Below are 21015 nucleotides of genomic sequence, written 5' to 3' on the forward strand. Positions count from 1 at the left end.
GTATCGCAGGCCATGACGGCAAGCGATGCACACCGCGCCATCGAGGCGGTCTTTAGGATCGAGGCCCCGAGATTGATCGCGGGCCTCGCCCGCGTCACCCGCGACGTCGGCCGGGCCGAGGAACTGGCGCAGGACGCGCTGGTCGCCGCGCTCCAGCAATGGCCGGACGAGGGCGTGCCGCGCAATCCCGGCGCCTGGCTGATGCAGGCCGCCAAGCATCGCGCGCTCGACGGCCTCCGGCGCGCCAAGATGCTGAAGCGCAAGCATGAGGAGATCGGCCGCGACCTCGACGAGGAGACCGATCCGATCGCCGAGATCGAGGAGGCGCTCGACGACGAACTCGGCGACGACCTGCTGCGCCTGATCTTCACCGCCTGCCATCCCGTCCTCTCGGTCGAGGCGCGCCTCGCACTGACCTTGCGGCTGATCGGCGGCCTCACCACCGAGGAGATCGCCCGCGCCTTCCTGGTGCCGGAGCCGACCATGGCGCAGCGCCTGGTGCGGGCGAAGAAGGCGCTGGCCGAGGCGAAGGTGCCTTACGACGTGCCGCATGGCCCCGAGCTGGCGAACCGCCTCGCCTCGGTGCTCGAGGTGGTCTACCTGATCTTCAACGAGGGCTATACCGCGACCGCCGGCGAGGACTGGGTCCGGCCGGCCCTGTGCCAGGAGGCGATGCGACTCGGGCGCATCCTTGCCGGGCTCGCGCCGCAGGAGCCGGAGGTGCACGGCCTCGTCGCCTTGATGGAGCTGCAGGCCTCGCGCCTGCGGGCCCGGATCGGTGCCGATGGAGCGCCGGTATTGCTGCTCGACCAGAACCGGGCGCGCTGGGACCGGCTGCTGATCAATCATGGCCTCAAGGCGCTGGAGACGGCGCGCAGGCTTTCCGTCGCGCCGAGCCCCTATGTCCTGCAGGCCGAACTCGCCGCCTGCCATGCCCGCGCCAATGTCGCCGACGAGACCGATTGGCGCAGGATCGCCTCGCTTTATGGCGCGCTCGGTGCGCTGACGCCTTCGCCGGTGATCGAGCTCAATCGCGCCGTTGCTGTCTCGATGGCGGATGGGCCGGCGGCAGGGCTGGTGCTGGTCGATGCGCTCGCCTCAGCACCGGCGCTGAAGAACTACCACCTGCTGCCAAGCGTACGCGCCGACTTCCTGCTCAAGCTCGGCCGGCATGGCGAGGCGGAAGCGGAATTCATCCGCGCCGCCGGCATGACGAGGAACCGGCGCGAGCGCGAGCTGCTGTTGGGCCGCGCGGAGACGGCGCGAAGGGCCCAGGCAGTCGCCTGAACCCGCGGCAGCTCACGCGCCCGCGACCTCTTCGGCGAGGCAATACCAATCGGGTCGGTGCGAGCGGTTATGGATCGCGACGGGCGGCGGGAAGGCGGGATTGGCGAAGCTGCCGACCGAGACCGAGATCGCGCCCGTCAGCGCCTCCGCCCGCATGAAGACGAGGCCGCCGCAGCCGGGGCAGAAGACCTGCTCGTTCCAGCGGCCGGCATCGCTGCTGCGGCGCCAGACGGAGCTCTCGCCCTCGATCGCGACGATCGCGCTGTCCGGGAAGATGGCGCGCCAGGCGAAGGCCGAGCCGGTGGCGCGCTGGCATTGGCTGCAGGCGCAGAGATAGACGCGGCGCGGCTCGCCGGAGACGGTGAGGGAGAGCCGCCGGCAGCCGCAATTAGCAGTGCGTTGGGCGGGGGCTTCAGTCTCTGTTGTCGTGGTGAGGGGCAAGCTGGTCTCCTGACAGGGCGCGCGACCGGGCCGGCTAGAAGGGCGTGCCTCAGCCGTCGCTCACGTGCGCGATTCGAAAGGTTACGGCTCCGGTCGCGCCGATGCCGTGCGGGCCAGGTACTTCGAAGCTTTGTTATAGAAATTCAATTACTTACGTGAATGTAAGCGGCCAAAGGACATTGAATGGCTATCAGGGTCAATCTGCCGGACGAATGCGGTCTCGGCCAGGCGCTGTCGGTGATCGGCGGGAGCTGGAAGTCGGCGATCCTGTGGGAACTGCATGAGCGGGCGCTGCGCTTCGGCGAATTGCGCCGGCGTCTGCCGCGCATCAGCGAGAAGGTGCTCTTTGAGCAATTGCGCGAGATGGAACGCGACGGCGTCGTCAGGCGCGAGGCCTTCGACGAGGCGGTGCTGCGGGTCGAGTATTCGCTGACGCCGGCCGGGACCGCGCTCAACGAGGCGGCGCATACTCTGGCGCTATGGGGGCTCGCCCATTCCGGGCGCGGCGGACTCCCCGTTGCGGCCGAATGATCAGTGCCGGGTGCCGGTGGTGAAGCTGCCGCAGCGGATCTTCTCGGGGAGGGCCTCGGCGAAGACGGCCGTCGCCTCCTCGCCATAGGTCTCGACCAGCGTGCGCATCGCCGCGAACAGGGCGGCGTGGGCGAGCGCGTCGGAATCGAGCCCGTCCTGGCGCGCCTCGGCAAAGGCGTCCTCGACATAGCTGTAGGCGACGTGCCGGGCGTCCTTGACGTCCTCGGCGAGGGTCGGGTCGAGCGGCAGGTCGTCGGAGAGAGCGGACATGAAGGCAGCGGTATCCGGCGTGTAAAGGAACCTGTCGGACGGAACGGGGCGGGCGAGAACCCACGACCATTCCAGTGATTTGCAGCCTAAGGATACGGCCCGCAGCCGGCGGGCGCCATCATGGTCTTTAAGAAAGGTTAATTCGTAGGGGACAATTCTGCCTAATGATGGCGCAGGTCCGTGCCGAAATTGGAGCGCGGCACCCGCCATTCCGCGCAGAACGGCAGTGCTTCCCGCCGCTCATGCATCGGATTGTCCCGAAAACTGACATCGCCTTGCACTGCGATCTCCTAGCCGCCGAAGCGACTTGCGAGCGCCTTCGCCAGCTTCTCGCCCTCCTGGGCCAGCCGGGCCGAAGCCTCCTGCGTACCGTCGCTGCAGGTGCGGTGCGTCGCCGAATAGGCACGGAAGCCACGATTATAGGCGCTCGCCAGTCGCTCGCGTCGCTGCGGCGAGCGGCCCTCCGAGTCGAGCAGCGCCGCCATGCGCTCGCGCCAATCCTGGGCTTCGCGAGTCTCGCAGAGGGTGCGCAGATAGGCGAGCGAGCCGATGATCTCGGCAAGCTGCAGCAATTGCGGCTCATAGGGCGGGGCGGATGATTCGGGTTCCGGCGGCGGAGGTTCCGCCGGACGTTGCTGCTGTTGTTGCGGCTGGGCTGGTCGTCGCGTCTGCGCTTGTGGCGCCTCGGGGCTCGCAATCAGTGCCGCAAGAATGAGGGCTGCGAGCGCGCGTCCCCTCATCAGCGAGCATCATCCGCGAAGATGGCCGCCGCGCGACGCAGCACGTCGCCAAGTTCGCGCGTCGTCGGCAGGCCACCAAGCTTGAGCGGATCGGCCCACATCACCGCGCCGGCCTCAGGGCCGGGCCGCGGCTCGCCGGACAGCCACTCACCGACGAAGGAGGCGATGACGAAATGATGGGTCACCGCCCCCTTGGGATCGCGGCCGACGATCTCGACATGGCGATTGAAGCCGATGATCCGCGCGCTGACGCCGACCTCTTCATTGAGCTCGCGCAACGCAGCCGCTTCCAGGCTCTCGCCGGCCTCGACCTTGCCACCGGGCAGCGACCAGAGTTGGTCGGCCGGCGGCTTCGTCCGCGTCGCCAAGAGCACCTTACCGTCACGGAAGACGGCGACCGAGGCGGCCAGCACCGGGCGCGCCAGGGCGCGGGCGGGGTTCGGGAAACGGATGATCTGGCCGTTGTCCTGTTCGCTCAAACGTGCTGCCCGCCATTGATGTGGAGCTCGGCGCCGGTGACGTAGCTCGAGGCGTCGGTGCAGAGGAAATAGATCGCTTTGGCGACCTCCTCGGTCTTGCCCAGGCGCTGCATCGGTAGCTTCTCGACGATCTTCTCGGTGCCGGGGGAGAGGATGGCGGTGTCGATCTCGCCCGGCGAGATCGCATTGACGCGGATGCCGAGCGGCCCGAAATCGGCGGCCATCTCGCGGGTCAGGCTGGCGAGCGCCGCCTTCGAGGTCGCATAGGCGGCGCCTGCGAAGGGGTGGACGCGCGAGCCGGCGATCGAGGTGACGTTGACGATCGCACCCTGCGCTGCGGTCAACTCGTCCAGCAGGCCGCGCGCCAGCATGATCGGCGCGAAGAAATTGACCTGGAAGACCTGGTGCCAGTCGTTGAACGAGGTCGTCGCGGCGCCGAGGCGTCCGCCTTTCGGCCCTTTCGGCGAGATGCCGGCATTGTTGACCAGCGCGTTGAGCTTGCCGCCCTCGGCGGCGAGGCGCTTCTTGATCTCGGCGATGCCGCGCATCGTGTCCTCGGGGTCGCCGAGATCGATCTGGACATGGTCGTCGGCGCCCGACGGCCAGGGGCATTTTTCGGAGAAGGCCTGGCGCGAGCAGGACAGGATACGCCAGCCGGCCATGGCGAACTGCATCACCGTGGCATGGCCGATGCCGCGGCTGGCACCGGTGAGCAGCATGACCGGGCGCTTGCCCGGCTCGGTCTTCGGAAAGTCGAATTTGGGCATGGCCATGGAAGGGGCGATCCTCAGGGATAGAGCCGGGTCTTCGTCCAGGCGTCGCCGGGCGCGGCGCGGCGGAAGACGATGCGGTCATGCAGGCGGAAGGCGCCGTCGCGCCAGAATTCCATATAAACCGGGGCGATGCGGAAGCCGGTCCAGTGCGGCGGGCGCGGCACCTCGCCGACGCCGAATTTCAGCGCATAGCTCGCGACCGCCTTCTCAAGGGCGAACCGGCTCTCGAGCGGCCGCGACTGCTGCGAGGCCCAGGCGCCGATGCGGCTGTCGCGCGGGCGCGACTGGAAATAAGCGTCGGCCTCGGCGTCGCTGACGCGGCTGACTGGCCCGCGGATGCGGACCTGCCGGCGCAGGCTCTTCCAGTGGAACAGCGCCGCCGCCTTGGGCTGGCCGGCGAGCTCCTCGCCCTTCTGGCTCTGCGTGTTGGTGTAGAAGACGAAGCCGTCGGGCCCACGGCCGTTCAGCAGGACCATGCGCGAATTGGGCATGCCGTCGGCGTCCACCGTCGAGAGCGCCATGCCGTTGGGGTCGTTGGGCTCGGAGGCCTTGGCCTCCTCCAGCCAGCTTTCGAACAGGGCGAAGGGCTCGCTCGCTTCGGTGAAGTCACCGCTCATTAACGCATTCACGTGCTTAATCCTCGGTAGGTTCAGGAAGCGTCGGGCGAGCGCGATCCGTAATGCGATTTGAGTTGGCAGTCATATATAAGCCCCGCGGCGAGCGGAGCCAGAGGCCGCATGAGCGCAGTCCCCTTGCACGCGGGACATCGCTCGTAGGCCTCGTCCTGCTGGCGCTGGGGTCGGCCGGCTGTTCGATCTCCTTCCCGATCATGGGCCTGTCGGGCAAGGGCGAGGACGAGGTCGCGATGACGACTGCCTCGGTGCTGCCGGCGCGCGCCGTCGAAGGCAAGAGTCCGCTCGTCGCGCTCGCGCCCGATCTCGGCACCGAGGACTGGCGCCGGGCGGAAGGCGCGATGGCGCTGGCGCTCGATCCGCAGGGCAATGGCGCGCCCGTCTCCTGGGACAACGCCCAGAGCGGCATGAAGGGGACGTTCACCCCGGTTGGCGGGCCGTTCCTGAAATCGGACGAGATCTGCCGCGCCTTCCTGGCCTCGATGAACCTGCAGACCGGCCCGGTCAAGCTGCAGGGCACGGCCTGCCGGCCGTCGGGTGGCGAATGGGCGGTCAAGGACGTAAAACCCTGGAAAGGCGCGGCCTGAGGCTGTTGCAACTGCGCCACAGTCTTCCCATGTAGGAGGCGGTTCCGCTACGGCGGAATACGAAGCTTCCGAGGGTGTGTTTGAATGCGTGATCCGTATCAGGTTCTGGGCGTGGCGAAATCGGCCGACGAGGCCGAGATCAAGAAGGCTTATCGCCGCCGCGCCAAGGACTTGCACCCCGACCGCAACCAGGGCGATCCGAAGGCGCAAGAGAAATTCTCCGAGCTGAACAGCGCCTACGAGGTCATCGGGGATCCCGACAAGCGCAAGCAGTTCGACCGCGGCGAGATCGACGCCGAGGGCAAGCCGCGCTTTTCCGGTTTCGAGGGCATGGGCGCCGGGCGCCGCGGCGCCCAGCACGGCGGCTTCGAGTTCCATTTCGACGGCGGCGGGGCGCCGTTCGGGCGCGGCGGCGATCCCGGCTTCGATCCGGCCGACATCTTCGGCTCGCTCTTCGGCGACGCCGCCCGGCGCGGCGGTGGCCGCGGCCGGCAGAACCAGCCGCAGAAGCCGCCGGAGCAGAGCTTCACCTTGGAAGTCGGCCTGGCCGAGGCGGTCAATGGCGGCACGCGCCGGGTGAAGCTGCCTGGCGGACGCGAGGTCGAGGTGACGATCCCCGAGGGCGTCGCCGACGGCAAGGTCATGCGCCTGCGCGGCCTTGGCCAGACCCATCCGCTCACCGGCGAGACCGGCGACGTGCTGATGACCATCAAGGTGAAGCCCGATTCCCGCTTCACCGTCGACGGCGTCAACCTGCGCGCGCGCGTCGCGGTGCCGCTGTCGACGGCGGTGCTGGGCGGGCCGATCCATGTGCCGACGCTGTCGGGCACAGTCGAGATGAACGTGCCGGCGATGACCGGCACGGCCCGCCAGTTCCGCCTGCGCGGCAAGGGGCTGCCCGGCGCCAAGAAGGGCGAGCACGGCGACCTCTTCGTCTCGATCGATATCGAGATGCCGACCGAGGACGCCGAGCTGACGGCGCTGATGAAGGCGCGGGCGGGCTGAACCGGCTGAACAGGAATTCGGCAAAGGACGCTTCCACCCTGCGACCGCCTCGGCTATGAGACGCTCCGTTCTACTCGCCGGCTCGTCCAGTTCGAAGGTCCCAGATGCCCGAATCCAACAGCGCCGCCCCGACCGCCAACCTGCTCCGGGGCAAGCGCGGTCTCGTCATGGGCGTCGCAAACAACCGCTCGATAGCCTGGGGCATTGCCAAGGCGGCGGCGGATGCCGGCGCCGAGCTTGCCTTCACCTATCAGGGCGATGCGCTGAAGAAGCGGGTCGAGCCGCTGGCGCAGCAGCTTGGCGGCCATGTCGTCGGCCATTGCGACGTCACCGACGGGGCGACGATCGATGCGGTCTTCGCTGAGATCGAGAAGCTCTGGGGCAAGCTCGACTTCGTCGTCCACTGCATCGCCTTCTCCGACAAAGACGAGCTCACCGGCCGCTATGTCGACACGACCGAGGCCAATTTCTCGAAGTCGCTGCTGATCTCCTGCTATTCCTTCACGGCGATCACCCAGCGCGCCGAGAAGCTGATGCCGGATGGCGGCTCGCTGCTGACGCTGACCTATTACGGCGCCGAAAAGTGGATGCCGCACTACAACGTCATGGGCGTCGCCAAGGCCGCGCTGGAATCGAGCGTGCAGTATCTCGCCGCCGATCTCGGCCCGCAGAAAATCCGCGTCAACGCGATCTCGGCCGGGCCGATCAAGACGCTGGCGGCCTCGGGCATCGGCGATTTTCGCTACATCCTGAAGTGGAACGAGTACAATTCGCCGCTGCGCCGCACAGTCACCATCGAGGAGGTCGGCGAGACCGCGGTGTTCCTGGTTTCCGACATGTCGCGCGGCATCACCGGCGAGATCATGCATGTCGACGCCGGCTACCATGTCGTCGGCATGAAGGTGCCGACCGCGCCGGACATCTCGCTCGACAAGGGCGAGTGAGGGTTCAGCCCGGCTGAACTGCCAGCATGCCTTCCAGCCGCGTCGTGCCTTCGGCATCGCGGCTGATGTCATCGCTGGCGATCGCCGCGAAGAGTTCAGCGACGCTGCGTTCCCCTATCATGATCGCCGGCGCAATCTCCGCCAGCGGCGCCAGCACGAAGCCGCGCTCGGCGATGCGCGGATGCGGGACCTGCAGGCCGGGCCGATCGATCGTCACGTCGCCATAGGTCAGGATGTCGATGTCGAGCGTGCGTGGTCCCCAGCGTTCGCGTCGCTCGCGGCCGCTCTCGCGCTCGATGGCGAGGCAGAGCGCGAGCAGGTCCTCGGCCGGAAGCGTGGTCTCGATCAGCGCCGCCATGTTGCGGAATTCCGGCTGGTCGAGCTTGCCCCAGGGCGCTGTGCGCCAGACCGAGGACACGGCCTTGACCTCGACGGCGGCGTGCGCGCGCAGCCGCGACAGGGCCGCAGCGAAGGCCGCCACGGGATCGCCGAGATTGCCGCCGAAGCCGAGGGTCGCCTCGACCTTCACCGCGTGAAGTCCAGCTTGACCCCGACCGAATCCATGCGGCCCGGAATGGGCGGGGCGGGCTTGCGCAGCGTGACCGCGACCTTGGTCACGGCGGGATATTCCGCCAGGATCGCCTCGGCCAGCGCCCGCGCCGCCGCTTCCAGCAGCTTGAAGCGCTTGCCCGAGAAGGTGCGCGTGGCCAGGCCGACGACCTCGCCATAATCGACGGTGTCGGCGATGTCGTCGCTGAGCGAGGAGGCGCGCAGGTCGCAGTCGAGGACGAGGTCCATCGAGAAGCGCTGGCCGAGCCGTCCCTCCTCGGCGAAATGGCCGTGATAGGCGTAGAGGTCGAGCGCCTCGATGAAGATCTGCCCGGTCGCGCTCATCGTGCTGCTCCGATCGCTGCCCAGATTTTCAAGGCGTCGACATGCTCGTCGACGTCATGGGCGCGGATGATGGCGGCGCCCTGTGTGACGCCGTAAAGGTGCGCGGCGATGCTGGCGGCGACGCGCCGAGCCGGGACCGTCTTGCCGATGACGTGGCCGAGCACCGATTTGCGCGAGGCGCCGAGTAGGACCGGGCAGCCGAGCTCGCCGAGGCGGCGAAGCTCCTTCATCAACAAGAGAGACTGCTCGGCGGTCTTGCCGAAGCGGCCGATGCCGGGATCGACGACGATCTGGCTGCGCGGCACGCCAGCTTCGATGGCGATCGCGATCGAGCGTTCGAGGAAGCGCAGGACCTCGGCCAGGATATCGAGCCCGGAATCGACCTCTTCGCGGTTGTGCATCAGGACGATGGGGGCACCATGGCGCGCCGCGACGCCGGCGATGGCGGGTTCGCGCTGCGCGCCCCAGACATCGTTGACGATCGAGGCGCCGGCCTTGAGCGCGGCGTCGGCGACTCCGGCCTTGTAGGTGTCGATCGAGATCGGAACGTCGCTCTGCGCGGCGATGCCGGCGATCACCGGCATGACCCGGGCGAGCTCGCTTGCCGCATCGAGGCGGGTATGGTCCGGCCGTGTCGACTCGCCGCCGACATCGACGATGTCGGCGCCCTGCCGCGCCAGCGTCAGCCCATGCGCGACCGCCACGGCGGGATCGGCGAAAAGACCGCCATCGGAAAAGGAATCCGGGGTGACGTTGACCACGCCCATCAGCAGGGGCCTTCCGCCGAGGTCGAGCTTGCGGCCATCCGGCAATGTCAGCGTGGCGGTCATGCGGCGATCATGTCGATGCGATTGCCTGCCTCTTACACAGGGCTGCGGGACGCGGCCACCACAAAGCTCACGAGGCAGTGAGCAGGGTCCTGCGGCGCTTTCGCCGCTTTGACCTTGCTGTCGGCAGCGTGCATGAGGCGAAGCATGATTCCGCTGACGATTCCCGGTCGCCTCTTCCTCGTCCGCCATGGCGAGACCGACTGGAATCGCGAGGGGCGTCTGCAGGGCGGGAAGGATATTCCGCTCAACGCGCTCGGTCGCATGCAGGCTGAGGAGGCGGCCCGCCGGCTCAAGGCGCTGACGCCGGATTACGCGAGCGTGGACTATCTCTGCTCGCCGATGGAGCGGGCGCGGGAGACCATGACGATCCTGCGCCGCGAGCTCGATCTGCCGCCGGACGATTTCCGCATCGACGAGCGTCTGCGCGAGCTGACCTTCGGCGACTGGGAAGGCTTCACCTGGCGCGAGATCCGCAGCCGTGAGCGCGAGCTTGCCCGCGCCCGCGAAAGCGACAAATGGGGGTTCGTGCCGCCAGCCGGCGAGAGCTATCGCATGCTGGCCGAGCGCATCCGGCCGGTGCTGGAAGCATTGGCGCCGGACACGGTGATGGTCAGCCATGGCGGCGTGGCGCGGGCGGTGCTGGCGCTGATCGGCGCCGTCGGCACGGCGGACGCGGCGCGCGTCGAGATCTGGCAGGGCAAGATCCTGGTGGTCGAGGGCGACAAGGCGACTTGGATGTGACCGCCTGGCGCCCGAAGCGGCTGGGCGCTTAACCGAGCCTCACCTTCGCGCTTGCCGTTCAGCCCCGGTTCAGTCACATCTGCGCAGGAACAGCCGGCAGGCGAGCTTCCGCGCGGCTGCGGATGTCTGGTCGGAGATTGGGTCGACGCATCGCCGCGGGGAGGCGGGCGTCCGGCGTGAGGTGCGGGCTCGGGGCGCGCGGTTCCGAAGCCTGCAGCGGGGCAGGATGAACGACATCACCACAGTTTCGGCCGGCACTGCCGATTCGGGCGCGACCGCGCTCGCCATGCTGGCGGGCGAAAGGCGGCCAGAGCTGCTGCGCGACGAGGTGCTCGCCGAGATCTTTGCAGCGAGCGTCTCGGCACGTCCCGACCACACGGCGCTGATCTCCGGCGAGCGGCGGCTGAGCTATGCGCAGGTCTGGGCAGAGGCGCAGGCGCAGGCGCGCGGGCTCGCGCTGTCCGGAGTCGGGCCGGGCGACATGGTCGGCCTGTGGATGCCGCGCGGCATCGAGCTCTTGGTGGCGCAGATCGCGATCACGCTGTCGGGCGCCGCCTGGCTGCCCTTCGACGCCGAGGCGCCGGTCGAGCGCATCGCCATCTGCCTCAACGATGCCAGCGCCAAGGGGCTGGTGACGCAGACCGACTGGAAGGCGCGCGCCGCAGCCACCGAACGCACGGTCTGGTGCCCGCAGCAACTCGCACAGGCGAGCGACGGTCAGGCGATGCCAGCGCGGGCAGCGGGGCTGACCCCCGACCATCCCGCCTATCTGATCTACACCTCGGGCTCGACCGGTACGCCCAAGGCGATCGTCATCAGCCAGCGCAACATCTGCCATTTCTTGCGCTCGGGGAACGCGCTCTACGGCATGGGGCCGGACGATGTCGTCTTCCAGGGCGCCTCCGTTGCCTTCGACCTGTCGATGGAGGAAATCTGGACGCCTTATCTCGTCGGCGCGACCCTGTTCGTCGCGACGCCGCAGATGATGGGCGACGCCGAGAAGCTACCTTCGATCCTGACCGAGGCCGGCGTCACCGTGATCGACACGGTGCCGACTTTGCTCGGCATCCTGCCGGCCGACGTGCCATCGCTGAAACTGATCCTGCTTGGCGGCGAGGCGCTGCCGCCCTCGATCGTGCAGAAGTGGTCGAAACCCGGCCGGCGCATCTTCAACACCTACGGGCCGACCGAGGCGACGGTGGTGGCGACGGCTGCCCCGGTCGAGCCGGGCGAGACCGTCACCATCGGCAAGCCGATCCCGAACTACACCGCCTATATCGTCGACGACGAGATGAAGCTGACCGGCGTCGGCCAGCAGGGCGAGTTGCTGATCGGTGGTCCCGGCGTCGCCAAGGGCTATCATCTGCGCCCCGAGCTCACGGCCGAGAAGTTCATCGCCAATCCGTTCGGCGGAAGTGGCAGCGACCCGATGCTCTATCGCTCCGGCGATGCCGTCAGCCTCGACGAGAACGGCAACATCGTCTTCCACGGTCGTATCGACGACCAGGTCAAGATCCGCGGCTTCCGCGTCGAGCTCGGCGAGATCGAGACGGCCTTGTCCGACGAGGCCGGCATCAGCCAGGCCGCCGTGGTGCTGCGCAGTGATGACGGCATCGAGCGGCTCGTCGCCTTCCTGGTCGGCGAGCCCGGTGTGCAGATCGAGGGCAAGGTGCTGCGCGCCTCGCTGCGCGAAAAGCTGCCGCCCTACATGATCCCGGCGCATTTCGAGCCGGTCGGCTCGCTGCCGCGCATGGTCTCGGGCAAGGTCGACCGCAAGATGCTGAAGGCCGCGCCGTTGACGGCGCCGGCCGCGAGCGGCGAGCAGGAGCCGCCGCGCAACGAGACCGAGGCTGCCTTGCTGGACGCTGCCAAGCGCGTGCTCGGGGCACAGGCGCTGCCGCTGGAGGCCGACTTCTTCGTCGATCTCGGCGGCCATTCGCTGCTGGCGGCGCGCTTCATCTCGATCGTGCGCGAGACGCCGGCCTATGCCGGCATCACCTTGCAGGACGTCTATGGCGCGCGCACCTTGCGGGCGATAGCGGAACTGCTCGATGCGCGTGGCGTGCGGGCCGAGGAGGACCTCTCCTTCACGCCGCCGCCGCTGCGCCGCCGCTTCCTCTGCGGGTTGGCCCAGGCGATCGCGCTGCCGATCATCATCAGCCTGTCGACGGCGCAATGGCTCGGCATCTTCGTCAGCTATATGCTGCTCTCGGGCGAAGAATTGTCGGCGATGGCGCAGGTCTTTGCGCTGCTCGGCATCTATGTCGCGATCACCATCGTCACCGGTTTCATCGCGATCGGCCTGAAATGGCTGGTGCTCGGCCGGACCAAGCCCGGCACCTATCCGCTCTGGGGCGTTTATTATTTCCGCTGGTGGTTCGCCTCGCGCGTCGCCGGGCTCGTGCACATCAAATGGCTGCAGGGCACGCCGGTGATGCGTTTCTACTGGCGCCTGCTCGGCGCCAAGGTCGGGCGCGACGTCATCATCTCCGATTACGAGGCCGGCGCCATCGACCTGATCGAGCTTGGTGACGGCACGACGCTCGGCTCCAAGACGACATTCGCCAATGCCGAGGCGATCGGGGCCGATTTCATCATTGGCAAGATCAGCATCGGCAAGGACGTCTATGCCGGCTCCGCGGTGGTGTTCGGCCATGGCTGCCATATCGGCGACCATGCCGAGATCGGCGATCTCACCGCGATCGCGCCCGGCGCGACCGTCGGCACGGCCGAGATCTGGGACGGCTCGCCGGCCCGCAAGAAAGGCATGGTCGATCTTGAGGCCCTGCCGCCGCAAGCAAAAGCGACCGGACGGCGGCGCGCGGCGATGACCTTGTTCTACGTGGTCATGCTGATCGTCCTGCCGCCGATCAGCCTGCTGCCGATCTTCCCGGCCTTCTGGCTGTTCGACAGAATAGACAACTGGGTCGCGACCTGGTCGGACGTCAGCTATCTCTGGTACCTGCCCCTCCTGACCTGGCCGACGGCGATCGGCCTCATCAGTATAACGGTCTTCCTGATCTGCGTGCTGCGCTGGGCGATCCTGCCGCGTGTCTCCTCCGGCACCTATTCGATCCATTCCGGCTTCTATGCCCGCAAATGGACGGTGGCGCTGGCGACCGAGGTGACGCTGGAGACGCTGTCCTCGCTGTTCGCGACGATCTATATGCGCTTCTGGTACCGCATGATGGGCGCACGGATCGGGCAGGGCGCCGAGATCTCGACCAATCTTTCCGGCCGTTATGACATCACCGGCATCGGCGCCGGCAACTTCATCGCCGACGAGGTGATCTTCGGGGACGAGGACATGCGGCGCGGCTATATGCGCCTCGACATGACCCGCACCGGCGAGCAGGTCTTCGTCGGCAATGACGCGGTCGTACCGCCCGGCGCCGTCATTCCCGACAAGGTGCTGATCGGCATCAAGTCGAAGCCGCCGGCCAACGAGCTGATGAGCGCCGGTGACACCTGGTTCGGCTCGCCGCCGATCAAGCTGCCGACGCGGCAGAAGGTCGATCTCGGCGCCGACTGGACCTACAAGCCCTCGACGGGCAAGAAACTGGCGCGCGCCGGCTTCGAGGCGCTGCACACCTCCTTCCCGGCGATGCTGTTCATCACCTTCGGCACCATCGCCGTCGATCTCGTGCTGCAGCAGAAGATCTTCGATCGCGACTGGGTCGGTCTCATTCTCGCCTTCATGGGCTGCGCCGTCGTCATCGCCATCACCCAGGCGCTGATCTGCGCGCTGATGAAATGGCTGCTGATGGGCGTCTACAAGCCGGTGATGAAGCCGATGTGGTCGTTCTGGGCGATGCGCACCGAGGCGATCGCCGTGTTGTACTGGGGCCTGGGCGGCAAGGTGCTGTTCGACTATCTGCGCGGCACGCCGTTCCTGCCCTGGTTCCTGCGCCTGTTCGGCGCGCAGTACGGGCAGGGCGTCTGGCTCGACTCGACGGACATCACCGAGTTCGATTGCATCAAGGTCGGCGACTTCTGCACCGTCAACGCCCATTCCGCGCTGCAGACCCATCTCTACGAGGATCGGGTGATGAAGGTCGGTCGCGTCACGCTCGGCAAGGGCGTCTGCGTCGGCGCCGGGGCGACCGTGCTCTACGACACCCATGTCGGCGACTACGCCCAGATCGGCCTGCTCACCGTGATCATGAAGGGCGAGAGCCTGCCGGCGAACACGCGCTGGGAAGGCGCGCCGGCGGTGCCGGCGGCGGGGCATTGAGGCGGCCGGCTCTTACGGCAATGAGGGCACGAACTCGGTCAGTACGCCGAGCCCGGCGCCGGCTTCGGCTTGGAGCCTGTCTCGGGTGCAAAGCTTGAGAGTAGAGCTGGCGGCGATCGCCAGATGAAGCGCGTCACCCGCTCGTAACCCAACGAAGCTGCGATTGCAGAAGGCGGCGGCTTGACGAAAATGCTCCCTCGTCACGGGAAGGCATTCGAACTCGCTGGTCATCAGATCAGCTAGCTTTGCGAGTGCGCGCTCTTGCGCCTCGGCATAAATCCGGTTCGACCGCAGTTTGACGGACAGCGCCGCGGAGAACTCGGCAACGACCCAGTCGCTGATCACGAAACGATGAGAGTTTTGCCGCTCGAGCCATTCGACGATGGCTGCGGAGCTTGGTTCCATGATCAGCGCGGTAACGACGAGCGAGGTGTCCAGGTAGAGTTTCAATAGCGTGCTTCGTCACGGATGCGGCGCATGAATTCACCGCCGTCCTCTTCCTGCATCGGCATCGTGGCTAGATGCGCGCGCAGCTTGGCAATATCGAGCGGCTTTGGGGGCTTCTCCGCCGCTATCAGTTGTGCAACGGGCTTGCCGTGGCGGGTAATCGAGATGCTCTCGCCGGCTTCCACAGCGTCGATCAGCGCACTCAGATGAGCCTTGGCCTCAGCAAGGGCGACAGATTTCATGATCGCACTCCTGACCAAATAATTGGTCATAACTTAGGTGAGATGCGTCCGCTTGCCAAGTGGAACGCTGCCCGCGCCTATGGACTTCCACGTTTTGGCTTTCCCGCCTAAAAGCCTGCTACGTCACACATCAGGCTTCCATGTCGCACAACACTTTCGGCCATCTCTTCCGCGTCACCACCTTCGGCGAGAGCCATGGGCCTGCGATCGGCTGCGTCGTCGATGGCTGCCCGCCGCTGATCCCGCTGAGCGAGGCCGAGATCCAGCGCGACCTCGACAAGCGCCGGCCCGGCCAGTCGCGCTACACCACGCAGCGCCAGGAGCCGGACCAGGTCCGCATCGTCTCCGGCGTCTTCGCGCGCGAGGCCGATGGCGAGCAGGTCACGACCGGGACCTCGATCGGGCTGCTGATCGACAATGTCGACCAGCGCTCGAAGGATTATTCCGAGATCAAGGACAAGTATCGGCCCGGCCATGCCGATTTCACCTACGACGTGAAATACGGCATCCGTGACTATCGCGGCGGTGGCCGCTCCTCGGCGCGCGAGACGGCGATGCGGGTCGCGGCCGGGGCGATCGCCCGCAAGGTCGTGCCGGGCATGGTGGTGCGCGGCGCGCTCGTCCAGATGGGGCCGCACAAGGTCGATCGCGACAACTGGGATTGGGACGAGGTCGGCAACAACCCGTTCTTCTGCCCGGATGCCAAGGCGGCCGAGCGCTTCGCCGATTATCTCGACGGCATCCGCAAGAGCGGCTCCTCGATCGGGGCGGTGCTGGAGATCGTCGCCGAGGGCGTGCCTGCGGGCCTCGGTGCGCCGATCTACGGCAAGCTCGACGCCGAGATCGCCGCGGCGCTGATGAGCATCAACGCGGTCAAGGGCGTCGAGATCGGCGAGGGCTTCGCCGCCGCCGAGCTCTCCGGCGAGGACAACGCCGATGAGATGCGCGCCGGCAATGACGGCAAGACGCTGTTCCTGTCGAACCATGCCGGCGGTGTCCTCGGCGGCATCTCGACCGGCCAGCCGATCGTGGCGCGCTTCGCGGTGAAGCCGACCTCCTCGATCCTCTCGCCGCGCGCCACGGTGAACCGCACCGGCGGCGAGACCGAGATGTTCACCAAGGGCCGGCACGACCCCTGCGTCGGCATCCGCGCCGTGCCGGTCGGCGAGGCTATGGTCGCCTGCGTGCTCGCCGACCAGTATCTGCGCCATCGGGCGCAGGTCGGCGTGGTCGCGCCGCGCTGGCCGTTCGAAAGCTGACCAGAGGCGTCATTCTCGGGCGAAGCGAAGCGCAGACCCGAGAATCTCGTGACAAGAAGGCGCCTATGGGAGCCTCCTTCGGCCTGAGATGGTCGGGGCAAGCCCGATTATGACGGCTCCGACTTGAGATTCCAGTAATACTGAAAAATTTTCTTCCCTTCATTGCGAATGAAGCGCGGGCGTATTAGCTTGGCGCCATGAAGCTCGACGCCTGGCTACAGCAAACCAAGACCGCGCGCAGCGCCTTTGCGCGGCAGGTCGGCCTGTCGCCTGCCAGCGTCACGGCACTCTGTAACGATCCCACCGCCTGGATCTCGCGCGAGAGCGCCGAGCGCATCACGGCCGCGACCGGCGGCGCCGTCACCCCCAACGACTTTCTGGGCCTGCAGGGCCCGCGCGAGGCTGCCATGACCGCAAGCAATGTCGCCGAGACAATCGAAGCCTTCGCGCGCGGCGAGATCGTCATCGTCACCGATGACGACGACCGCGAGAACGAGGGCGATCTGATCGTCGCCGCTTCGCTCTGCACGCCGGAGAAGATGGCCTTCATCATCCGCAACACCTGCGGCATCGTCTGCGCGCCGCTGACCGCGGCCGAGGCGCGCCGGCTGCGGCTCGACCCGATGGTCTCCTCCAACGATGCCCCGCTCGGCACCGCCTTCACCATCACGGTCGACGTTAAGCACGGGCTGACCACCGGCATCTCGGCCGAGCAGCGCACCAACACGGTCAGGGCGCTCGCCAACGGCAATATGGGCGCCGCCGATTTCGTCCGGCCCGGCCATGTCTTCCCGCTGATCGCCAAGGAGGGCGGCGTGCTGATGCGCTCGGGCCATACCGAGGCCGCGGTCGATCTCTGCAAGCTCGCCGAGCTGCCGCCGGTTGGCGTGATCTGCGAGCTCGCCAACGACGACGGCACGGTGATGAAGGGCGCGCAGATCACCGCCTTTGCCCAGAAGCACGGCCTCAAGCAGATCACCGTCGCCGACCTGATCGCCTATCGCCAGGCGCGCGAGAAACTGGTCGAGCGCGTGCATTCCTTCCCGGTCAAGACCGAGTTCGGCGAGATGACCGGCCATGTCTATGTGACGCCCTTCGACGACACCCAGCACTTCGCCTTCGTCATGGGCAAGCTCGGCGATGGCGAGAAGGTGCCGGCCCGTCTGCACCGCGCCAATGTCGTCGCCGACGTGCTCGGCGGCGCCTCCTCGGTCCAGTGCGCGCTGCGCCGTTTCCAGCAAGAGGGCAGGGGCGTGCTGGTCTATCTGCGCGACGGCTCCGCCGGCGTGCCGATCAAGAGCGTCGAGGACGAGGAGGGCTCGGACGCGCTGCGCTCACAGCAATGGCGCGAGGTCGGCCTCGGCGCCCAGATCCTGCGCGATCTCGGCGTCGCCTCGATCGTCAACCTGGCGTCCTCGACCCGCGCCTTCGTCGGCCTCTCCGGCTTCGGCATCGAGATCGCGGGGACCGAGCCGCTGGAATGAGCGGGTATAGCTCAGCCCTCATCCTGAGGAGCGCCGCAGGCGCGTCTCGAAGGATGATCCAGCGGGCGCCATCTTCGCGAACTGGGGCATCCTTCGAGACGCAGGCTCTCGCCTGCTCCTCAGGATGAGGGCTGCGGGGTTCACCCGCGCATCAGCGCGGTGACGTGAGCCGCGACCGATTTCGACAGGCCCTCGAGATCGTAGCCGCCTTCCAGGATCGAGACGAGGCGCCCGCCGGCATGGCGGTCGGCGATCTCCATCAGCTTCTGCGTCGCCCAGGCGAAATCGGCTTCCGTCAGGTTGATGTTGGCGAGCGGGTCGCGCCAGTGAGCGTCGAAGCCGGCCGAGATGATCACGAGATCGGGCCGGAAATCCGCGAGCCGGGGCAGGATCGCGCTCTCGAAGGCGTCGCGGAAGACATCGCTGCCGTCGCCGGCCCGCAGGGGGGCATTGACGATGGTGCCGTGCTCGCCGCGCTCGGATGCGGCGCCGGTGCCGGGATAGAGCGGCATCTCATGGGTCGAGGCATAGAGCACGCTGGCATCGCCCCAAAAGATCTCCTGCGTGCCATTGCCGTGATGGACGTCCCAGTCGATGATCGCGACCCGCCCGGCGCCATGCGCACGCTGGGCATGGCGGGCGGCGATCGCGGCATTGTTGAAGAAGCAGAAGCCCATCGCCCTGTCGCTTTCGGCATGGTGGCCGGGCGGGCGCATGGCGCTGAAGGCGTTGCCGACGCGCCCGGACATCACTTCGTCGACGGCATGGACGGCGCCGCCAACACCGTGCAGGACCGCGGCGAGCGTGCCTGGCGACATGATGGTGTCTGCGTCGATCTGGACGAGGCCTTGCTGCGGCGCCGCTTCCGAGATCGCCTGGGCATAGGCGGCCGGGTGGCAGAGCTCGACCTGGGCAAGCGTGCCTTCGGGAGCCTCGACGCGCTGCAGGAGCGCGAAACGCTCATCCTCCAGGGCCTGCTCGACCGCGCGGATGCGGTCGGCGCGTTCGGGATGGCCCGGCGGCGTGACATGGCGCAGGCTGGACGGGTGACTGATCAGGAGCGTCGTCACTGGAAGGTCTCCGAAGTCAAGGAACAGGCCGAACCGAGTAGGCCGCAAGCGTGACCATATTGTCACTGCACCGCAGCAAGACGCCAGAGCAGCGCTGGAACTTCATTGCCTGAAATAGGTTTGCGCCGTAAGACCGGCTCATGTTCGACCCGGGCCGTGCCTTGTCGGGTCACCGTTTTTTAACGAAGCATTCATCATAACGAGCATCGTTTCGGTGCCGGCGGTGGACCTCATGAAGCAGACTTTCGCAGCGGTGCTCGGCCTGTCGGTTCTTCTCGGCGCCTGCCAGTACAAGACGGTCCATGCGCCCTCGCTTTCGGCCCGCGATGCCGAGTACATGGCGCTCGTCCCGAATTTCGAGACGCAGATCACGCATCTGCCTTACGAGATCAACGATCCGACCGGCGAAGAGCCCGGCACGATCGTGGTCGATACGACCGAGAAATTCCTTTACTTCGTCCTGCCGGGCAAGAAGGCGATCCGTTACGGCGTCGCGACCGGCGACGAGGCCTTCGGCTGGACCGGCACCGCGGTGATGCAGCGCAAGGCCGAGTGGCCGCGCTGGACCCCGCCGGCCGAGATGATCGCGCGCTGGCCGCATCTGGCGCCGCGCGCCGGCGGCATGGAAGGCGGGCCGGACAATCCGCTCGGCGCCCGCGCCCTCTATCTTTACCAGAACGGCAAGGACACGCTCTACCGCATCCACGGCACCAATGAGCCGGAGACGATCGGCCGCTCGGCCTCGTCCGGCTGCATCCGGATGCGCAACATCGACGCGATCGATCTCTACAACCGCGCTGCGGTCGGCGCGAAGGTCATCGTTCGCTAAGGACGCCGCCGCTTCACCGTCATTGCGAGCCCCCCGGGTCCTGCCTTTGGCAGGACCGAGGACAGGCTCCGCGAGCAATCCAGGGCGGCAGAGCGAGCCCTTCTGGATTGCTTCGTCGCTTTGCTCCTCGCAATACGGGAATGTTCAGCCCAATTCGATCAGTACGATCTCAGGCGGCGCGCCCAGCCGAATCGGCAGCTTGCTGGTGCCGAGCCCGGCCGAGACGACGAGGTCGCGGCCGTTTTCCCGGACATGGCCATAGGCGTAGCGGTTGCCGTAGCGCGAGGGCACGATCGGCGACCAGCCGAACAGCCTGACCTGCCCGCCATGGGTATGGCCTGACAGGGTCAGGTCGACCCGGCCTGGGACCTCGGCGAAGATGTCGGGCTCGTGCGCCATCAGGATCAGCGGCGCGCCGTCGTCGACCATGGCGAGCGTGGCGGGGAGATCGTCGACGCCATAACGGAATCCGCGCGGGCGGCGGCGCAGGACAAAGGCCTCCTGGTCGCCGAGCCCGGCGATCCAGAGCGGTCCCGCTTTGGTATCGAGCCTGATCGCCCGGTTCTCCAGGACCGGAATGCCTGCGGCCTCCAGCGCGAGTGTCGACTGGGTGGGCCCCTGGAGCTCCCGCTGGGCGCGCTCGTCCTGCCACCAGTCATGGTTGCCGAGCACGGCGAAGCGGCCGGCGGACGCCACGAGGCGGGCCAGCTCGGCCGCCCATTCCGCTGGCGCCGGATCATCCGGATATCGGGCGCGACTTGCGACGAAGTCGCCGAGCAGCAAGGCGAGATCGGGTTTCAGCGCATTGGTCTGGTCGACGATTTCGCGGACGCGCGCGACCGGCATGTGCGGGCCGCCGACATGCAGGTCGGAGATCACGGCGACGCGCAGCCGGCGCCCATCCGGCCAGCGGGCAGGCTTCAGCCGGTAGCGGGTCACGCCCTGGTGCGCGGGCTCCCAGGCATAGGCGTAGCCGCCGAGGCCGAAGCTGGACAAAAAAAGACCGGCGAGAGTCTGCAGGACTCTGCGCCGGTCAAGCATTTTGGGTCTCAGTCGGAGGTCGTCGTATCAATCTTCGAAACCGTTGCGCAGGAGCGCCGGAACGTCCCTGTGCTGCGAGGTCAACGCGGCCGGGGTCCAGCGGGTTCCCGCGACAATGGCAGGAATCGCGATCGGACGGAAGCGCGATGCATAGGCCTCCCGGGCGCTGGCGTCATGGAAGCTGGCGGAACGGGGCGCGGGGTGGCGCGGCTTATGCGTAGACATGATCCTCGGTTTCCGGTTGTGGGCGCCGAC

General features: G+C 67.4%; 23 protein-coding genes. 10 read left to right on the plus strand and 13 right to left on the minus strand.

The window, feature by feature from the left end; all coding sequences use genetic code 11:
• The first annotated feature begins 12 nt into the window (after window positions 1-12).
• Window positions 13-1287 (plus strand): RNA polymerase sigma factor, encoded by a 1275-nt coding sequence (locus ACFPOB_RS15015; RefSeq protein ID WP_377799226.1) that lies wholly within the window; start codon window positions 13-15, stop codon window positions 1285-1287.
• Between the two features lie 12 nt (window positions 1288-1299).
• Here ACFPOB_RS15015 and ACFPOB_RS15020 read toward each other — a convergent pair whose 3' ends face one another.
• Window positions 1300-1728 (minus strand): GFA family protein, encoded by a 429-nt coding sequence (locus tag ACFPOB_RS15020; protein ID WP_377799227.1) that lies wholly within the window; start codon window positions 1726-1728, stop codon window positions 1300-1302.
• Between the two features lie 183 nt (window positions 1729-1911).
• On the opposite strand from ACFPOB_RS15020, the gene ACFPOB_RS15025 reads away from it, so the two are divergent.
• Window positions 1912-2259, plus strand: a complete 348-nt coding sequence (locus tag ACFPOB_RS15025) for a winged helix-turn-helix transcriptional regulator (protein WP_377799228.1) — start codon at window positions 1912-1914, stop codon at window positions 2257-2259.
• Here ACFPOB_RS15025 and ACFPOB_RS15030 read toward each other — a convergent pair whose 3' ends face one another.
• The 5 genes from ACFPOB_RS15030 to pdxH form a co-directional block, all read right to left on the minus strand.
• Window positions 2260-2529 (minus strand): hypothetical protein, encoded by a 270-nt coding sequence (locus ACFPOB_RS15030; protein ID WP_175506688.1) that lies wholly within the window; start codon window positions 2527-2529, stop codon window positions 2260-2262. It lies immediately after the preceding gene.
• 290 nt (window positions 2530-2819) lie between these two features.
• Complete coding sequence (locus ACFPOB_RS15035) at window positions 2820-3269, minus strand: TIGR02301 family protein (protein WP_377799229.1); 450 nt, start codon at window positions 3267-3269, stop codon at window positions 2820-2822.
• Window positions 3269-3748, minus strand: coding sequence for an NUDIX hydrolase (locus tag ACFPOB_RS15040; protein ID WP_377799230.1), 480 nt, complete (start codon window positions 3746-3748; stop codon window positions 3269-3271). The genes ACFPOB_RS15035 and ACFPOB_RS15040 overlap by 1 nt, the downstream gene beginning before the upstream one ends.
• On the minus strand, window positions 3745-4467 hold the full coding sequence (locus tag ACFPOB_RS15045) for an SDR family NAD(P)-dependent oxidoreductase (protein ID WP_092155856.1): 723 nt from the start codon (window positions 4465-4467) through the stop codon (window positions 3745-3747). Before ACFPOB_RS15045 ends, ACFPOB_RS15040 begins: the two co-directional genes overlap by 4 nt.
• A gap of 68 nt (window positions 4468-4535) precedes the next feature.
• Window positions 4536-5138 (minus strand): pyridoxamine 5'-phosphate oxidase, encoded by a 603-nt coding sequence (pdxH, locus tag ACFPOB_RS15050; RefSeq protein WP_377799231.1) that lies wholly within the window; start codon window positions 5136-5138, stop codon window positions 4536-4538.
• 74 nt (window positions 5139-5212) lie between these two features.
• Between pdxH and ACFPOB_RS15055 the strand changes: the two genes are divergently transcribed.
• The 3 genes from ACFPOB_RS15055 (at window position 5213) to fabI (ending at window position 7689) form a co-directional block, all read left to right on the plus strand.
• Complete coding sequence (locus ACFPOB_RS15055; protein ID WP_377799232.1) at window positions 5213-5740, plus strand: RT0821/Lpp0805 family surface protein; 528 nt, start codon at window positions 5213-5215, stop codon at window positions 5738-5740.
• Window positions 5741-5824: 84 nt separating this feature from the next.
• Window positions 5825-6745, plus strand: coding sequence for a DnaJ C-terminal domain-containing protein (locus ACFPOB_RS15060; protein ID WP_377799233.1), 921 nt, complete (start codon window positions 5825-5827; stop codon window positions 6743-6745).
• A gap of 104 nt (window positions 6746-6849) precedes the next feature.
• Entirely contained in the window at window positions 6850-7689 is an 840-nt protein-coding gene (gene fabI / locus ACFPOB_RS15065) for an enoyl-ACP reductase FabI (RefSeq protein ID WP_377799234.1), read from the plus strand.
• Window positions 7690-7693: 4 nt separating this feature from the next.
• Here the strand turns inward: fabI and folK are convergent, their stop codons facing one another.
• Genes folK through folP form a run of 3 tightly spaced genes read right to left on the minus strand, consistent with a single transcriptional unit; the run spans window position 7694 to window position 9413 of the window.
• Window positions 7694-8218 carry a 2-amino-4-hydroxy-6-hydroxymethyldihydropteridine diphosphokinase gene (gene folK, locus ACFPOB_RS15070; protein ID WP_377799235.1) on the minus strand — a complete coding sequence of 175 codons (525 nt, stop codon included), beginning with the start codon at window positions 8216-8218 and terminating at the stop codon, window positions 7694-7696.
• Entirely contained in the window at window positions 8215-8583 is a 369-nt protein-coding gene (gene folB, locus ACFPOB_RS15075; protein ID WP_377799236.1) for a dihydroneopterin aldolase, read from the minus strand. Before folB ends, folK begins: the two co-directional genes overlap by 4 nt.
• Window positions 8580-9413, minus strand: coding sequence for a dihydropteroate synthase (folP, locus tag ACFPOB_RS15080; protein ID WP_377799237.1), 834 nt, complete (start codon window positions 9411-9413; stop codon window positions 8580-8582). The genes folB and folP overlap by 4 nt, the downstream gene beginning before the upstream one ends.
• 144 nt (window positions 9414-9557) lie before the next feature.
• Here folP and ACFPOB_RS15085 point away from each other — a divergent pair, with 144 nt between their 5' ends.
• On the plus strand, window positions 9558-10154 hold the full coding sequence (locus tag ACFPOB_RS15085; RefSeq protein ID WP_377799238.1) for a histidine phosphatase family protein: 597 nt from the start codon (window positions 9558-9560) through the stop codon (window positions 10152-10154).
• Between the two features lie 226 nt (window positions 10155-10380).
• Window positions 10381-14388: a Pls/PosA family non-ribosomal peptide synthetase gene (locus ACFPOB_RS15090; RefSeq protein ID WP_377799239.1), complete on the plus strand. Its 4008-nt coding sequence runs from the start codon at window positions 10381-10383 to the stop codon at window positions 14386-14388.
• A gap of 12 nt (window positions 14389-14400) precedes the next feature.
• Here the strand turns inward: ACFPOB_RS15090 and ACFPOB_RS15095 are convergent, their stop codons facing one another.
• Together ACFPOB_RS15095 and ACFPOB_RS15100 are read right to left on the minus strand one after the other, a co-directional pair.
• On the minus strand, window positions 14401-14838 hold the full coding sequence (locus tag ACFPOB_RS15095) for a type II toxin-antitoxin system VapC family toxin (RefSeq protein WP_377799240.1): 438 nt from the start codon (window positions 14836-14838) through the stop codon (window positions 14401-14403).
• Window positions 14835-15077 (minus strand): type II toxin-antitoxin system Phd/YefM family antitoxin, encoded by a 243-nt coding sequence (locus tag ACFPOB_RS15100; RefSeq protein WP_377799241.1) that lies wholly within the window; start codon window positions 15075-15077, stop codon window positions 14835-14837. Before ACFPOB_RS15100 ends, ACFPOB_RS15095 begins: the two co-directional genes overlap by 4 nt.
• 140 nt (window positions 15078-15217) lie before the next feature.
• Here ACFPOB_RS15100 and aroC point away from each other — a divergent pair, with 140 nt between their 5' ends.
• Both aroC and ribB read left to right on the plus strand, forming a co-directional pair.
• The gene (gene aroC / locus ACFPOB_RS15105) at window positions 15218-16336 is read left to right on the plus strand and encodes a chorismate synthase (RefSeq protein ID WP_377799242.1); all 1119 of its coding nucleotides are present in this window, start codon (window positions 15218-15220) and stop codon (window positions 16334-16336) included.
• A 197-nt stretch (window positions 16337-16533) separates the two neighbouring features.
• Entirely contained in the window at window positions 16534-17820 is a 1287-nt protein-coding gene (gene ribB, locus ACFPOB_RS15110) for a 3,4-dihydroxy-2-butanone-4-phosphate synthase (RefSeq protein ID WP_377799243.1), read from the plus strand.
• Window positions 17821-17960: 140 nt separating this feature from the next.
• Here ribB and ACFPOB_RS15115 read toward each other — a convergent pair whose 3' ends face one another.
• A complete protein-coding gene (locus tag ACFPOB_RS15115) occupies window positions 17961-18890 on the minus strand; it encodes a histone deacetylase family protein (protein ID WP_377799244.1) in 930 nt (309 codons plus the stop codon).
• A 232-nt stretch (window positions 18891-19122) separates the two neighbouring features.
• Between ACFPOB_RS15115 and ACFPOB_RS15120 the strand changes: the two genes are divergently transcribed.
• On the plus strand, window positions 19123-19719 hold the full coding sequence (locus ACFPOB_RS15120) for a L,D-transpeptidase (RefSeq protein ID WP_377799245.1): 597 nt from the start codon (window positions 19123-19125) through the stop codon (window positions 19717-19719).
• A gap of 144 nt (window positions 19720-19863) precedes the next feature.
• Here ACFPOB_RS15120 and ACFPOB_RS15125 read toward each other — a convergent pair whose 3' ends face one another.
• Window positions 19864-20760 (minus strand): metallophosphoesterase, encoded by an 897-nt coding sequence (locus tag ACFPOB_RS15125; protein ID WP_377799246.1) that lies wholly within the window; start codon window positions 20758-20760, stop codon window positions 19864-19866.
• Window positions 20761-21015: the final 255 nt, after the last annotated feature.

It is taken from the genome of Allobosea eneae (genome assembly GCF_042657265.1).
In the GTDB taxonomy this organism is placed as follows: domain Bacteria; phylum Pseudomonadota; class Alphaproteobacteria; order Rhizobiales; family Beijerinckiaceae; genus Allobosea; species Allobosea eneae.

Coding starts and splice junctions, on each gene's coding strand:
- ACFPOB_RS15015 (WP_377799226.1), top strand. CDS start 13: ATGACGGCAAGCGATGCACACCGCGCCATCGAGGCGGTCTTTAGGATC.
- ACFPOB_RS15025 (WP_377799228.1), top strand. CDS start 1,912: ATGGCTATCAGGGTCAATCTGCCGGACGAATGCGGTCTCGGCCAGGCG.
- ACFPOB_RS15030 (WP_175506688.1), bottom strand. CDS start 2,529: ATGTCCGCTCTCTCCGACGACCTGCCGCTCGACCCGACCCTCGCCGAG.
- ACFPOB_RS15035 (WP_377799229.1), bottom strand. CDS start 3,269: ATGAGGGGACGCGCGCTCGCAGCCCTCATTCTTGCGGCACTGATTGCG.
- ACFPOB_RS15045 (WP_092155856.1), bottom strand. CDS start 4,467: ATGCTGCTCACCGGTGCCAGCCGCGGCATCGGCCATGCCACGGTGATG.
- pdxH (WP_377799231.1), bottom strand. CDS start 5,138: ATGAGCGGTGACTTCACCGAAGCGAGCGAGCCCTTCGCCCTGTTCGAA.
- ACFPOB_RS15060 (WP_377799233.1), top strand. CDS start 5,825: ATGCGTGATCCGTATCAGGTTCTGGGCGTGGCGAAATCGGCCGACGAG.
- fabI (WP_377799234.1), top strand. CDS start 6,850: ATGCCCGAATCCAACAGCGCCGCCCCGACCGCCAACCTGCTCCGGGGC.
- folB (WP_377799236.1), bottom strand. CDS start 8,583: ATGAGCGCGACCGGGCAGATCTTCATCGAGGCGCTCGACCTCTACGCC.
- folP (WP_377799237.1), bottom strand. CDS start 9,413: ATGACCGCCACGCTGACATTGCCGGATGGCCGCAAGCTCGACCTCGGC.
- ACFPOB_RS15085 (WP_377799238.1), top strand. CDS start 9,558: ATGATTCCGCTGACGATTCCCGGTCGCCTCTTCCTCGTCCGCCATGGC.
- ACFPOB_RS15090 (WP_377799239.1), top strand. CDS start 10,381: ATGAACGACATCACCACAGTTTCGGCCGGCACTGCCGATTCGGGCGCG.
- ACFPOB_RS15100 (WP_377799241.1), bottom strand. CDS start 15,077: ATGAAATCTGTCGCCCTTGCTGAGGCCAAGGCTCATCTGAGTGCGCTG.
- aroC (WP_377799242.1), top strand. CDS start 15,218: ATGTCGCACAACACTTTCGGCCATCTCTTCCGCGTCACCACCTTCGGC.
- ribB (WP_377799243.1), top strand. CDS start 16,534: ATGAAGCTCGACGCCTGGCTACAGCAAACCAAGACCGCGCGCAGCGCC.
- ACFPOB_RS15120 (WP_377799245.1), top strand. CDS start 19,123: ATGAAGCAGACTTTCGCAGCGGTGCTCGGCCTGTCGGTTCTTCTCGGC.
- ACFPOB_RS15125 (WP_377799246.1), bottom strand. CDS start 20,760: ATGCTTGACCGGCGCAGAGTCCTGCAGACTCTCGCCGGTCTTTTTTTG.